Source organism: Wenyingzhuangia sp. IMCC45467 (assembly GCF_054111205.1).
In genome coordinates, this window is the sequence record NZ_CM134196.1 from 2,401,314 (window position 1) to 2,416,402 (window position 15,089).

The window sequence follows — 15,089 nt, forward strand, 5'->3', positions numbered from 1 at the left end:
TGTATTTTGTTTATCAAAGCTACGGATTAATACTAAATATACTTTTATTTGTATTATATTTAAACTCTTGCACCTCTATAATATCTAATATACTATGATATAAAAAGTCTGTAGTTACTTGACTTTTTAAATTTGATTTTAAATTGTCTATTTTATACTTATACTTTTCTTCAAAAGTTTTAGAGTACCAAATTAAACATGCTGGATTTTTACTAGCCTCATGATCTTGAGCATGTAACCATTTTCCATCTTCTCCTAAGATTTCTCCATGATCTGATAAATAAATTAAAATAGTATTATCTTGTTTCTTTTCTAAAAAAGAAATTATATTCTCTAGAAAATAATCTAAATATACAATAGTATTATCATAAGAGTTAATCATTTCTTCTTTGGTATTTGATGGCAAATACTTTGTTTTTACAATAGGTTTAAATTTTTGAAACTCTTTTGGATACCTACTTTCATACCACCAATGACTACCAATCATATGAATGGTATAAAAATTAGCTTGATTCTTTTTATATCTATTTTTAAATATAGTTAACAATTCTCCATCTAATTTTTTATTATAACTAAGCACAGAATGTTCAACATCAATAAGACTGATTTCTTTATTTTGGTTGATTAAATCTCTATAGCTTATTTCTGGTGTTTGATTGCCTATCCAAATAGTATTATAGTTGGCTTTATTTAAAACAGTATATATTGAATATATATCTTTATTAACTGAGTTATTTATGCTTTGACTTGTTAAAATTTGCGGAACACTTTTGGCAGTATAAGTATTTGGAGTGTATAAATTATTAATGGAAGAGACACCTGTTCTTTTAGAAAGTAAAGGGTTTGTTTCTCTTTGATAACCATTTAACTGCATATTTTTTGCCCTTACAGATTCTCCTAAAACAAAAACAATATTTACTTTATTATTTGTCTTTAAATTTTGTTCAACACTTACATATTTAAACGGTTCTTTATTAAAGTACTTGGTTGCTTCAAAAACAGCTATATAAGGCATTCTTCTTTTAAAAACTCCATATTTTACTTGCTCTAAAATAAAAAACAAAAGAATTGACAATACTGCTAATGCCAAACCTTTATATCTTTTCTTAAAGGTCAAATTTAGTTTCGAATAAAAAATATTTATGCTTAACGTCACCAATAAAAGAAATATTAAAAATATAATAAATGGAACAGATATTAAATCAAAAAAAATGTCTGGTTTAGATTCTAAGGACAGTTGAATTAAATCAACAGATATGGTAATATCTAATGTATAAACCCAAAAAGACATCAAAGAAAAAAGGATAAATAAAAGATTAAAACCGATTTTAAACAACCATTTATTTAAAGTTAAAATGTAAGTAAATCCATAAAGAGTTATCTGTAATAAAAGAAAGTGTACTGCATAAATAAAATACTCTTTAATAGACTGTAACGGCACATGTACATAAGATGACAAGCTTATAAAGAGACCTATACATATATTAACATATAGCTGAAACCATATTTTGTTATTTATTTTTTTTAGTAAAATCATATAAAAAAGTAATCCGTAAAATCAACAAAACATTCCATTTCTTAGAGTATATATTTACTTCCTAATTATGTTATAAAGTAACAATAAAAATCAGTAAATTCTTGCAATTATAAATTCAATAATTAATTTAGAAAATCCTTTTTTTAAGTAATTTTACCTACAAACATAAACCTAAATATTTTTTATGAATTCTATTGAAATTGAACGCAAATTTTTAGTCAAAAATCTAGACTTTATAAAAGTTAGTTATGATAATAATAGAATTGAACAAGGTTACTTAAACTCAAACAAAGATAGAGCCGTTAGGGTTAGAATTAAAAACAATGAAGGTTTTTTAACCATTAAAGGTGCTTCTAACGAAAGTGGTACGACACGTTTTGAATGGGAAAAACAAATTTCAATAGAAGAAGCCATTAAATTGTTAGCCATTTGTGAACCAGGTGTTATTAGTAAAACAAGATATTTAGTTAAAGTAAATCAACATACTTTTGAAGTTGATGTTTTTGATGGTGACAACAAAGGGTTAATGGTTGCCGAAGTAGAATTAACTTCAGAAAACGAAACTTTTAAAAAACCCAATTGGCTAGGAAATGAAGTGACTGGAGAAATAAAATATTACAACTCTCAACTAAGTAAAAACCCTTATAAAAACTGGTAATTATTTTATGGTATGGTAATAAATTACAATAAAATGACACAAACTACCTAATAACACCAAAATGTGAAAAATAGCATGGTTGTATTTTATTTTATTGGCTGCATAAAAATACGCTCCTATGGAATAAAAAATACCTCCCCATAACAACCATCGTTGTCCCCATATAGGTAAATTGTGAATTAACGGTTTTAAGAAAAACAAAATAATCCAACCCATAAAAACATAGGACAAAACAGAAATTACTTTGTATCTGCCTATAAAATAAATTTTATAAACAATTCCTAAAATAGCCACTATCCAAGAAATAATAAACACCAACCAACCTACTTTTCCTTCAAGTACCACTAAAGAAATAGGAGCATAAGAACCCGCTATTAAAACATATACTGCAGAATGGTCAAAAATATTTAAATAATAACGTATTCTTTGGTTTACTGCACTATGATACAAGGTAGAAGCTGCATATAAAACCATCATACTAATTCCGTAAATAGCATAACTTAAAATAGCAGTTCCACTACCAGAAGCAATAGCTTTGTACATTAAAAGGGGAAACACCAAAACGCTCAAAAAAAATCCGATTGCATGAGACCATACATTCCATTTTTCTTCTAAAGCATCATAATATGTTACACTAAAGTCCATTTTAATCATTTCTATATAATATACAAAAAAACATATTGATTAACAATTGTTAAGTCTCATCATTTATAAATAAATTACACGCTTTTCTATTTATATTTTTATGAAAGTGTACTTTTGCAACAAACATTATTTTTTAGATTAAATGGCAAGAATTTTAACAGGTGTACAAAGCACAGGAACTCCTCATTTAGGAAATTTATTAGGAGCAATTATCCCAGCTATAGAAATGGCAAATAATCCTGCAAACGAATCTTTTTTGTTTATTGCTAATTTGCACTCTTTAACACAAATTAAAAATAGCGAAACGCTTAAACAAAACACTTATAGCACTGCAGCTGCTTGGCTAGCTTTTGGTGTTGATGTTAATAAAACAGTTTTTTATAGACAAAGTGATGTACCACAAACTACAGAATTAACTTGGTATTTAAACTGTTATTTTCCATATCAAAGATTAACTTTAGCACATTCTTTTAAAGATAAGGCCGATAGATTAGAAGATGTAAATGCTGGATTGTTTGATTACCCAATGCTAATGGCTGCTGATATTTTATTATACGATGCAGAAATTGTTCCTGTAGGAAAAGACCAATTACAACATTTAGAAATTACCAGAGATGTTGCTAGCAGATTTAATCATCAAATGGGAGAAACATTTGTGTTGCCTGATGCTAAAATTCAAGAAAGCAGCATGTATGTTCCTGGAACCAACGGAGGTAAAATGAGTAAATCTCAAGGAAATATTATTGATATTTTTCAAGATGATAAAAAATTGCGCAAGCAAGTCATGAAAATAGAAACCGATAGTACTCCTTTAGAAGAACCTAAAAATCCTGATACCTGTAATTTATTTGCCTTGTACAAAATATTGGCTTCTGAAGAACAAATTGCTGAAATGAGAGCCAATTACGAAGGTGGTAACTACGGATACGGACATGCTAAACAAGCTTTTTACGAATTGTTAATTGATAAATTCTCTGAACAACGTGCTAAGTATAATTATTACATGGAAAATATAGAAGAAATTGACAAAGTTTTGGCTATTGGAGCAAAAAAAGCAAGTAATATTGCTAACGAAGTTTTAAAAAGAGTAAGAACCAAAATTGGTTATTAGATACTTAGAGTAAAAGGTAAAAAGTAAATGGATAAATATCCTTATACTTTTTACCTTTTACTTATTTTACTTTTCCCTACGGAGCTGGATTGGGTTGTAATTTCTGAATTTCATCAATTTTAGTCAACACCTCTTCTGATAGGTCAACATCTATAGAAGCTATATTTTCTTTTAATTGTTCCATTTTTGTAGCTCCAATAATATTAGCCGTTACCCAAGGTTGATGATTTACAAATGCCAAAGCCAAATGTGTTAAACTCAGATCTAATTCTTTGGCTAAATTTGCATATTGCTGCGTTAAAAAAGCCGACTGCTCACTATTGTATCTAGAGAACTGAGGATACTTATTAACTCTATCGTTTTCTGTAGCATTTCCGCCCTCTAAATACTTTCCTGATAAAACACCAAAAGCCAAAGGAGAATAGGCTAATAAACCTACTTCTTCTCTCATTCCAACCTCAGCCAAACCAACTTCATAGGTTCTGTTTAACAAAGAATATGGATTCTGAATGGTTTTGCATCTGGTCAAATTATGTTGATCTGATTCTTGTAAATGCCTCATCACACCCCAAGGTGTTTCGTTAGACAATCCGTAGTGACGAATTTTTCCTTGTTTTACCAAATCATCTAAAGCAGAAACAGCAATATTTATATTGTCAACCCACTTATTATCAGCATCATGTTTATAGTTTAGTTTTCCAAAAAAATTAGTATTTCTATCAGGCCAATGCAATTGATAAATATCTATATAATCCGTTTGTAAACGCTTAAGGTTTTGTTCTATAGCACCATGAATCATTTCTTTAGAAAATTGCTGAGGTTCTCTAATATATGATAAACCAGGATTAGGACCTGTAACCTTTGTAGCCACTACTAAATCTTCTCTTTTTTGATCTTTTAACCAAGAACCTATAAATCTTTCTGTGCTTCCTTGGGTATCTTTTCTACCAGGAACCGAATACATTTCTGCTGTATCAATAAAATTAACCCCTTTAGAAACTGCAAAATTTAATTGTTCATGTGCTTCTGCCTCGGTGTTTTGTTCTCCAAAAGTCATGGTTCCTAAGCATATTTTAGAAACTTTAATATCTGTTTTGGGGATGTTAGTATACTTCATATTAATTATTCATTTTAAGTCATTAAAACTACATAAAAAAAAGCGCTTCGAAAATTCGAAGCGCTTTAGATTTTATTCCTAAAAGTATGTTAACTTTTCTTAAGCATCTTGCAAAGCTGCAATACCTGGTAAGGTTTTTCCTTCCATATATTCTAATAATGCTCCACCTCCTGTAGAAACATAAGATACATCATCACCAAATCCTAAATTATTAATTGCTGCAGCAGAATCACCACCTCCAATTAAAGAGAAAGCACCACCTTCTGTAGCTTCTTTTACTGCTTTAGCTACCTCTATAGTACCTGTTGCATATAAAGGGATTTCTGACACTCCCATAGGTCCATTCCAAATAACTGTTTTAGAGTTTTTAATAATTTCTGAGAATTTCTCAATAGTTTTTGGTCCAATATCAAAACCTTCCCAATCATCAGGAATTTGTCCTCTTAACACTACTTGAGTATTTGCATCGTTAGAGAAAGCATCTCCTAATAAGTTATCAATAGGGAAAATTAACTTAACTCCTTTTGCTTTTGCTTTTTCTTCTAATTCTAAAACGTAGTCTAATAAATCATTTTGACAAAGTGATTTACCAATGTTTCCACCTTCTGCTTTTGCAAAAGTATAAGACATTCCTCCACCAATAATAATGTTATCAGCAACGTCTAATAATTTTTCAATAATTAAAATCTTATCAGAAACTTTTGCTCCACCCATAATAGCAGTAACAGGTTTTACACCACCTTTTAATACTTTATCAGCGTTTACTAATTCAGCTTCAATAACCAAACCAGCTAATTTATCTTTAAAGAATTGAGCAACAATTGTAGTAGATGCGTGAGCACGGTGAGCTGTACCAAATGCATCGTTTACATAAACATCACCTAATTTAGATAATTGCTCAGAGAACGCTAAATCTCCTTTGGTTTCTTCAGCAAAGAAACGTAAGTTTTCTAATAATAAAACTTCCCCTGGCTGTAAAGCAGCTACAGCAGCTTCAGCCTCTGCACCTACAGTAGCAGCAACAAATTTAACTTCTACTCCAATAATTTCTGAAGCAGTTTTTACAATATGTCTTAAAGAGAATTGATCTTCTACTCCTTTTGGACGTCCTAAATGAGACATTAAAACTGCCGCTCCTCCATCTTCTAAAATCTTGATGATAGTAGGCTTTGCCGCTTTTAATCTTGTTGTATCTGTTACATTAAACTCAGCGTCTAAAGGAACATTAAAATCTACTCTTATTAAGGCTTTTTTATCCTTAAAATTAAAATCATTGATTGTTTTCATATGTCAAATCTAAGTTGATGTATTGCAAATATAATGGTTGATGCCTATATTAAATATAGGAAAACATGAAATTAACTAAAACGTTTTAAATATTATAAATTTATAAGTGCTGATTATTAAAATTGTAAATTTGAAATTCTTTTAACCGATTGAAATCTTATGCTATTTAATCATCTTATTGGGCAACAACACATTATTAATCACCTAAAAAGAACTGCCGATACGGGTAGAATTGCACATGCACAGTTATTTGTTGGTGCTAATGGTGTAGGAACTTTGGCTGCTGCCATTGCTTATGCGCAATATATTCTTTGTAAAAACGATGAAGCTTGCGATGTTAGGGTTTCTAAACTACAACACCCCGATTTACATTTTGCTTTTCCTACAGCCGTAAATGAAAATGTAAAAAAACACCCTGTAAGTAAACTGTTTTTAAACGAATGGAGAACTTTTATAAAAGACCATCCTTATGGTAGTTTATATCAATGGTATCAACAATTAGGAATTGAAAATAAACAAGGACAAATTGGAGTTGATGAAGCTGAAGAAATTGTAAAATCTTTAAAATTAAAATCTTACGAAGGAGGGTATAAGATTATGATTATTTGGATGGCAGAAAAAATGAACAATGCTGCTGCAAATAAATTATTAAAGTTGATTGAAGAACCACCTGCTAAAACCATATTCTTATTAGTTGTAGAACATCCGGAGCAATTGATTAACACGATTTTATCTCGTTGCCAAATTTTAGATTTTCCTTTATTAAGCGAAGAAAACATTGCCGAAGCTTTAATTGAACGTGAAAATTCTTTTCCAGCCGAAGCACAAAAAATAGCCCATAGGGCCGAAGGAAGTTATCAAAAAGCATTGGATCTTTTAAAAAGTGAGGGAAATGATTTAGAGTATGAACAACTTTTTATTACTTGGGTACGTGCTGCTTTTAAAGCCAAAGGAAACGCTAGTGTTATTCAAGATTTAATTGCTTGGTCCGATACTATTGGTGCTATGGGACGTGAAAAACAAAAACAGTTTTTAAACTTTTGTTTACAATTTTTTAGACAAGCACTTTTGTTTAATTATGGAGCCAAAGACCTAGTTTTTTACCAACCACAAACCAAAGGTTTTAGCATAGAAAAATTTGCTCCGTTTATACACAGTGCCAATATTGAAGCCATTAACAGCGAGTTAAATGATGCTATTTACCACATTGAAAGAAATGGAAATGCCAAACTAATTTTACTAGATACCTCTATTAAATTAACAAGATTATTACATGCTAAAGAACAAGAACTAGGGGCTTAATTTTGAGCTTGTTTAATAGGGTGAACCCCAAATCTTTTTTTATACTGTGTAGCAAAATAAGAAGTGTGTAAGTACCCTACTTTTAAAGACAGTTCTTTTAAAGAAATATCACTTTGTTTTTCAACAATTTTTCTTGCTTGTAAAAGCTTTATTTCATTAATGAACTCATTAGGTGTTAACCCTGTTTCCATTTTTACTTTACGATAAAATGTGCTTTTAGAGACATTAAAATGTTCAGCAATTTCAACCTGATTTAACTTAGGATTATGACATTTTTTTATAATACAATTCTTTAATTTTACAAGCCATTCTGTATTTTCATTGATTTCTTCATCTGATATTTCTTCTTTAAGAACAAACTTTTCTCTATTGTATTGATTCTTTAAAATGTTATGGATTCTAATTAATAGTTCATTTTTATCAAAAGGTTTACTTAAATAATCATTTATACCTAACCTTAATACTTGTAATTTACTATCGTTATCACTTCTAGCTGTTAGCATTAATGTTGGAATGAACATGTTATTGTTTTTCATATAAGTAATGAGCTCAAAACCATTCATTTTTGGCATCATATAATCAGTTACTATAAAATCTACCTTTTTTTCTTTTAACAGTTCCAAAGCCTCTATTCCATTATCTGCTTCAATACACTTATATTCCTGTAATAATTCTTTTAAATAAGATCTCATTTCAACAGAATCGTCTACAATTAATATTGTAATACTTTTATCAAACACTACGTCTGTTAAATCATTTTTTGAAGAAACGCTAGTGGATATATTTTCAGTCTTAATTTTATTTTTTAAATTATTTACTACCGGAAAAAGCACCTTAAATGTAGTACCTATATTAGGTTTACTTTCTACAATTATTTCTCCTTCTAATAAGGTTATAATTTCTTTTGTAAAAGCCAATCCTATTCCGCTACCTCCTGTTTGGTTAAAGTCATTGTTTACTTGATAAAATCTATTAAAAATTTTATCTACATTCTTTTTATCAATACCTATTCCTGTGTCAGATATACTTAATTGAATAGTATCTTCTATTTTGTTTAGTTTAATAATTACTTTTCCTTTTTTATCGGTGTATTTATAGGCATTTAACATTAAATTATTAATGGCTCTTTCTAAATACAAAGCATCGGCTAGAATAAAAAAATCATGCTCAGAATTTATAAATGTAAAAGTGATTTTTTTTTGAGCAAACAAAGATTCAAATGAAATATGAATTTTATATACCAACGATTTTAAATCTACAACCTCTTTATGCAAACTAAAGGAGTTATTACTCATTTTTGAAAGGTCAATTACATCATCTACAATTTTTTGGATGTTGTTAATTTGTACATCTATTTTACGTTTAACCTTTGTTTCTTTTATTTTATCTGCTTGCCCTCTTATTAATGTTAAAGGAGTTTTTATTTCATGAGATATATTGATGAAAAACTGCGATTGAAACTGATTTAACTCTTCTAATTCTTTTGTTTTTATTTCTAATAACTTTTCATTTTTAGAGTTGATAGATTTAAAATAATAAACCAGAAAAAAGACAATTATAAACAAGATAAAAGCAAAATAATCATCTTGATAATATTCATCTGGATAAATATGATAGAATTTGTTTGGTATAATAAAGGCTAAATAAGAAACAATAAAACCAAAGTAAATAAGAACTTTTTTTTCGGTAAAAATTAAAATTAAAGGAGCCACAAAAATATAAAAGTATTCTGCGTATTTGGCGGGTGAAAGTACGTTTGTAAATAAGATGGTTGTTATTAAAACCAAACTTATAAATAAAACCAATGCTGCAGTTTGTTGTCTTTTATACAGAAAATAAAACACCAGTAAAATTCCTACAAAGTCAAATAAATGACCCGCTAGCATTAAGTTACTATTGTACTTAATTACACTAACAAAAATGGAAAAAATTGTTTGAATGATCCAAACTAGGCTAAATGTTAGCATTAATCTTGCCCTTTTTTTATCTATACCAGATAATCCATCAAAATTAAGTAAGGAAGAAATAAAGGGAGGTTTTTTAAAAATCATTTCTTAATAGGTGTAAATAATCTGCAAAAATAACATTTATCATTAAAAATTGATTCGTTTGTGAGTGTAATTGAATCAATTTTGACAAAAAGATACAGTTTATTTGTTCTATTATTGAGAAATATAAATGTTTGTACCAAAAAATTTCCTTTATACTAATTAGGTAAGAATGCTAAGGTTGTTAAAAAGGAGGTTTTAAACTTTTATTGTTTTATTATTTGTACAACTAATAGGCAATACAAACATAGATTCTTATATTTAAAGATACTTAACAAGAGTTATTGATAATATTTGAAAAAGAGAAATTTTTAGCCCCAATCGGTTGACTTTAATAGTTTTCTTTAATAGGTTATTCTTTATAAAAGTTTAGATTGGGGCCTTTAAAAATTTACTCTTAAAGATATATTAGGTACAAAACCTAATGATATTTTATCTGTTTCTACTAAAATTTCTTTGTCTGTATTATTTTGTCCTTCATTATTTACAATTGTTTGAATTTCATAATCTCTGCTTAAAATGTTTTTTCTGTTAAAAATGTTTTGCAACGTAAGCCCTAACTGACCTTTTATATTTTTGTCTTTATTAAAACAAAACTTATATCGGGTAGAAAAATCTAACCTTTTATAATTAGGTAACCTCTCTGTATTTAAATTTTTAAATACAACTTTTAGTTTATTGTTATTATTTAATTCTGCAGTTTTAACAGTATAAGGAATTCCTGAACGAAACCTCCATCCTAAAGAAAATTCTACTTTTTTAATACTATAATTATGTGACCATATAAAATTATGAGGAGCATCATATGAACCATTAAACTCATTTCCGTCATTCAAATCTTTAAACTGATAAATGCTTTTTGATAAAGAATAACTAACCCAAGTATTATAATTATTCCATTCTTTTTTAATTAATACATCAATTCCCTTTATGTAATTATCACCATTAAAATATTTTTGTCCTCTGGTTTTTTCATCAAATAAAAATAAAATGCCTGCAATTTTTTTATGATAAAGTTCTACATCAAAAACCCAATTATTTTTTTGATAATCTGCACCAATACTGGTTTGAAAACTTTGTAAAACAGGAAATTGTTTGTGATTAGATAAAGTCCAAAAACGATCAAACAAGCCGCCTAATCCATCATTTCTAAAATCTACTACCTGAGCAACTGATTGATGTTTTAATTCTGTAGAGAACTTTAAATTTAAAGCTGAATTGGCTTTGTAATTTAAATTAAACCTTGGTTCTATATAATTTTTATCAATCCCCTTAAAATGTTGCCATCTTAGTCCTACATTAATTAACCATTTGTTTTTTAAATCTATTTGATATTCTGAGAAAACTGCATGGTTAGTAGCTTTTCCATCAATTTCATCATTCACCAAATCTGCTTGTTGCGGGGTAATTCTATTAAAATTATAAGTCAAATTGTTATAACTAAACTGATATCCAAATTCCCACTTATTATATTGATTGAGTTTTTTTGTAAATAAATATTCTGCACTGGTCTCTTTTACATTGTTTGATTTGTAAAAAAAAACACTTTCATTACTTCCATTGGCTCTTGTTAATACTCTAGATCCATCATAATTTTTTATAAAACCTGTTTTACCAAAAGCAATTTTGTGCATTCCTTTATTTACATTTCCCAATGACCAATCTACATGAAAGCCCGTGTTTTCTATAAATATATCATCCATAAATTTTACTCGACCTCTTAAGTTGTTTCCTGTAAAATTTAAATCGTTTAAATTGTATAAATAGCTAAATGATATTTTGTTATTTGTATTAGGTTCTACAATAATTTTAGAATGGTAATCTTCGTAAAAAAAATTATTATCGGCATTGGTAATTTTTAAATTTTCTGAATCTAGTCCATCAGAAATTTTACTGTTTTGAAAAGCAACTTTTGCATATTGTTGATTGGTGTAACTATTAAAAATATCGGTAATAGATCTACGAGCAGAAAACACAAAACCTACCTTATTATTAAAAAAAGGAGCTTTTATAAAAAAATCTGAATGTGTTAGTGTAGTTCCTAAACCTACAGATAATTTATTTGGAGCATAATTATCTGTACTAATATCTAAAACCCCTCCAACATTGTTACCATATTTAGCGTGAGTTCCAGAACGATATAGCTTTATGTTATTAGTGATGTAAGGATTAAAAGCAGATATCAACCCAAAATAATGTGAAAAATGATACATTTTCATTCCATCAAAAACCACTAAATTTTGGTCGGGAGTGCTCCCTCTAATATGGATACCCGAAGCGGTTTCATCTGGGCTTTGCACACCAGGAATTAATTGTAAAGATTGTAAAACATCTGGCTCTATAACTCCTGGTAATATCCCTGAATTTTTAGGATTTAAAACAATACTTCCATCGTTCTTTTTAGAAAAACCTGTTGTTAAATAATCAGTAATTACAACCTCTGTTAGTTGATGTATTTCTTCTTTTAAAAAAATGCTTTTACAATTTGTATTAAAATCTTTAACAGCAATATTAATTTGTTGATATCCTAGTACTTTAATAGTGATTATATCTTCTTTTAAAACATCCTTTAATTTAAACATTCCATTACTATTTGCAAGGATATTTATATCACCTAAATAAACGTTTGCAATCGGTAATTTTTCATTGTTTGTAGCGCTAAAAACTTGTCCACAAATATTAATTTTTTCTTCTGATTTATTTCTGATGATATAGTTCTCATCATCAATTTTCTCAAACACTAACTGGGTTTGTAAAGACAAACTAATTAAAGAAGCCTTTAAACCTGTTTCAGAATCCAACTGTATATGGTTAAACTGCCGAACTTGATTTTCGTTATAAGAAAAATCAATATTATATGTTTTAGACAATTGATTTAATACTTGCTTTAAACTTCTGTTTTCTTGAGAAAAAACAGCAACTGTAAACAGATAAAAAATCAATAAAAACTTTTTCATATTATTCAGAAATCGTGATAATATCTTTGTTTATAACGTAATTAATATTCATAGGTTTACAAATTACTTTTATCGCTTTTTCTAAATTATTTATAACTAGTTTTCCTGAGTAAAGTTGTGACAAATCAATTCCATTATTTTTAACTTTTACTTTGTAAACATTTTCTAAATCTTTAAAAACAACACTTAAAGGCACTGCATTGTATTGATAATTATTTGTTACCCAATTAGGTTCTGTACTGTTGATTTGATAATTCTCTTTTTTATTTTCTAAAAACTTTACTCCTTTACCTGGAGTTAATACAGATTCGTACTTGCTGTTTTTAACATTTACTTTTCCTTCGTAACACTCTACAGCCAAATATTTTTTTAAAGTTTGTACATTAAATTGGGTTCCTAAAACGGTTACAGTTCCTTGATTTGTACAAACAGAAAAATTAGATCCTTTTTTTACTTTAAAATATCCTTCACCCTCTAAATCTAAAGTTCTGTTTCCTTTTTGCCATTGCTTTTCATTAAAAAAAAGCGTTGAATTTCCGTTTAATCTAACTTCAGATCCATCTGGCAACACATAAGCCAATTGCTCTGCTGTATTACAAATAATTTCTGTTTTGGAAGTCATAAAATAAGACAAACCAAACATTATTAAAATTGCGGCTGCCACACCATAAACCCAATTAGACACAAGCTTACGTACTTTTTGTTTTTGGTTTTTAATTTTTTCTTGAAGATTTTTAAAAGATTGTTCTTCATTAAAATTTGGAACACTAAACAAAGTGCTTTTCTTAGCTATTTTTTGATACAAAGGATAATCTTCCGATTGTTTAAAATCGGCCAACTCCTCATCGGTCAATTCGTTATTTAACCATCTGGCTAAAAAAGTATCGTCTATTTTATAATTTTGTTTCATCTAGTTTCTTTATATATATAACCAAATACTTAGTTTATACCCTACTCTATTTTTTGATTTATAGGGATTTAAATATTTTTTCCGATACTTTTTCTAAGTTTTACCAAAGCACCATGCATTCTTTTTTCTACCGCTTTAACAGAAATCCCTAACATTTCTGCTATTTCTCTATATTTTTTGCTTTCTATTCTATTTAATAAAAAAACCTCTCTTTCACCCGGAGTTAAATCATCAATAGCCAATTGGAGTTTATCCATAAACTCTTTTTCTTCTAACAAAAAATCTGGACTTTCTATATTGCTATCATCTTTACTGTTGTGTTGCTCGTATTTTAATTTTACTTTAAAATGAGCCACTTCATTTAAAAACTGATGATTGGCAATGGTATATAAATAAGATTTTGCTTTTTCAAAAATCACCTTTGCACAATTGTTCCAAAGTTTAATAAAAGATTCTTGAACTAAATCATTTGCTCTATCGGCATCACCACATTTAAAGTACATAAAACTGTAAAGGGATTTGCTGTACTTTTTATATATGGATTCATATATTTTAGCTTCGCAAACAGATATTTTTTTAGACATTTAGTAAAATAATTTGCTTTAAAGGTAGGGTAATTGTAAAAATAGCGGTTTCAGTTATATAAACCTTAAAAAAATTAAATATCATGAAAATCACAAAAACATTAGTTGCAATACTTTTTTCGGCTAGCATCATGGTTAGCTGTTCTGAAAGTGCATCAGACATTAGTACTGAAGACAGCTCTATAACATCATCAGAGGAGTTAACGTCAGAAGAATTATCAACAGCATTAAAAACGGTTATTATTAATTACCCAGTAACGGCCGTTAATGATGATGATACTACCCAAGAAGTTAATTCGGATGAAGAATTAGAAGAAGTTATTACTAGAAATAAAAGACCTACTATTGAATTCCCTTTTGATATTACTATTGATGGAGAAATTATTACCATTGAAAATATTAGAGATTTAAAAGAACTTGTTAAAAGGCCAGTACGCAGAAGACCTCCTTTTAAATTAGTGTTTCCTGTAACAGTTATTAACGAAGATTTATCTACTACAGAAATTGCTGATAGCGAAGCGATGAAAGCTTACAAAAATGATTTAGAAGAAGGAGTAAAACCAATTTTACAATTCCCTATTTCTATTGAAGAAAAAGACGGAACTATTATAGAAATGGCTGATGAAGAGGCTTTAGCTACTTATATTAAAGAAGCCCGTGAAGAACGTAAAAACAATGACAGAGCAGAACACAAAAGACCTCCTTTTAAAATTGTTTTTCCAGTAACTGTAATTAATGAAGATGAAACAACTACAGAAATAACCAACCAAGAAGAAATGAAAACGTATACTGAAAGCCTAGAAAAAGGAACAAGACCAACTTTTAAATATCCTTTTTCTTTTGAAGCAAATGATGGAACTCTTATAACTATTTCAAGTGATGAAGATTTGGAAAACTTTTTAAAAGAAAACAAACCTACTCGTAAAAAGTAAT

The 15,089-nt window shown here is 28.5% G+C and carries 12 protein-coding genes; 4 read left to right on the plus strand and 8 right to left on the minus strand.

What is annotated here, in order from left to right; translation table 11 throughout:
• Positions 1–19 precede the first annotated feature (19 nt).
• A complete protein-coding gene (locus ACXGQT_RS10290; protein ID WP_457828510.1) occupies positions 20–1,117 on the minus strand; it encodes a phosphoethanolamine transferase in 1,098 nt (365 codons plus the stop codon).
• Between the two features lie 604 nt (positions 1,118–1,721).
• Between ACXGQT_RS10290 and ACXGQT_RS10295 the strand changes: the two genes are divergently transcribed.
• Positions 1,722–2,195, plus strand: coding sequence for a CYTH domain-containing protein (locus tag ACXGQT_RS10295; RefSeq protein WP_457828511.1), 474 nt, complete (start codon positions 1,722–1,724; stop codon positions 2,193–2,195).
• On the opposite strand, the gene trhA is transcribed toward ACXGQT_RS10295, so the two are convergent.
• The gene (gene trhA, locus ACXGQT_RS10300) at positions 2,196–2,840 is read right to left on the minus strand and encodes a PAQR family membrane homeostasis protein TrhA (RefSeq protein WP_457828512.1); all 645 of its coding nucleotides are present in this window, start codon (positions 2,838–2,840) and stop codon (positions 2,196–2,198) included.
• 142 nt (positions 2,841–2,982) lie between these two features.
• On the opposite strand from trhA, the gene trpS reads away from it, so the two are divergent.
• The gene (gene trpS / locus ACXGQT_RS10305) at positions 2,983–3,951 is read left to right on the plus strand and encodes a tryptophan--tRNA ligase (RefSeq protein WP_457828513.1); all 969 of its coding nucleotides are present in this window, start codon (positions 2,983–2,985) and stop codon (positions 3,949–3,951) included.
• Between the two features lie 76 nt (positions 3,952–4,027).
• Here the strand turns inward: trpS and ACXGQT_RS10310 are convergent, their stop codons facing one another.
• Both ACXGQT_RS10310 and ACXGQT_RS10315 read right to left on the minus strand, forming a co-directional pair.
• The gene (locus ACXGQT_RS10310; protein WP_457828514.1) at positions 4,028–5,068 is read right to left on the minus strand and encodes an aldo/keto reductase; all 1,041 of its coding nucleotides are present in this window, start codon (positions 5,066–5,068) and stop codon (positions 4,028–4,030) included.
• A gap of 99 nt (positions 5,069–5,167) precedes the next feature.
• Positions 5,168–6,355 (minus strand): phosphoglycerate kinase, encoded by a 1,188-nt coding sequence (locus ACXGQT_RS10315; protein WP_457828515.1) that lies wholly within the window; start codon positions 6,353–6,355, stop codon positions 5,168–5,170.
• Between the two features lie 159 nt (positions 6,356–6,514).
• Here ACXGQT_RS10315 and ACXGQT_RS10320 point away from each other — a divergent pair, with 159 nt between their 5' ends.
• Positions 6,515–7,657 carry a DNA polymerase III subunit gene (locus ACXGQT_RS10320; RefSeq protein WP_457828516.1) on the plus strand — a complete coding sequence of 381 codons (1,143 nt, stop codon included), beginning with the start codon at positions 6,515–6,517 and terminating at the stop codon, positions 7,655–7,657.
• Here ACXGQT_RS10320 and ACXGQT_RS10325 read toward each other — a convergent pair.
• From ACXGQT_RS10325 to ACXGQT_RS10340, 4 genes are all read right to left on the minus strand, one after another.
• Positions 7,654–9,708, minus strand: coding sequence for a hybrid sensor histidine kinase/response regulator transcription factor (locus ACXGQT_RS10325; protein ID WP_457828517.1), 2,055 nt, complete (start codon positions 9,706–9,708; stop codon positions 7,654–7,656). The genes ACXGQT_RS10320 and ACXGQT_RS10325 overlap by 4 nt on opposite strands.
• A 380-nt stretch (positions 9,709–10,088) precedes the next feature.
• On the minus strand, positions 10,089–12,662 hold the full coding sequence (locus ACXGQT_RS10330; protein WP_457828518.1) for a TonB-dependent receptor: 2,574 nt from the start codon (positions 12,660–12,662) through the stop codon (positions 10,089–10,091).
• A 1-nt stretch (position 12,663) separates the two neighbouring features.
• Positions 12,664–13,572, minus strand: a complete 909-nt coding sequence (locus ACXGQT_RS10335; protein ID WP_457828519.1) for a FecR family protein — start codon at positions 13,570–13,572, stop codon at positions 12,664–12,666.
• Positions 13,573–13,640: 68 nt separating this feature from the next.
• Entirely contained in the window at positions 13,641–14,156 is a 516-nt protein-coding gene (locus ACXGQT_RS10340; RefSeq protein ID WP_457828520.1) for an RNA polymerase sigma factor, read from the minus strand.
• An 83-nt stretch (positions 14,157–14,239) separates the two neighbouring features.
• Here ACXGQT_RS10340 and ACXGQT_RS10345 point away from each other — a divergent pair, with 83 nt between their 5' ends.
• Positions 14,240–15,088, plus strand: a complete 849-nt coding sequence (locus ACXGQT_RS10345) for a hypothetical protein (RefSeq protein WP_457828521.1) — start codon at positions 14,240–14,242, stop codon at positions 15,086–15,088.
• The last annotated feature ends 1 nt before the right edge of the window (position 15,089 follow it).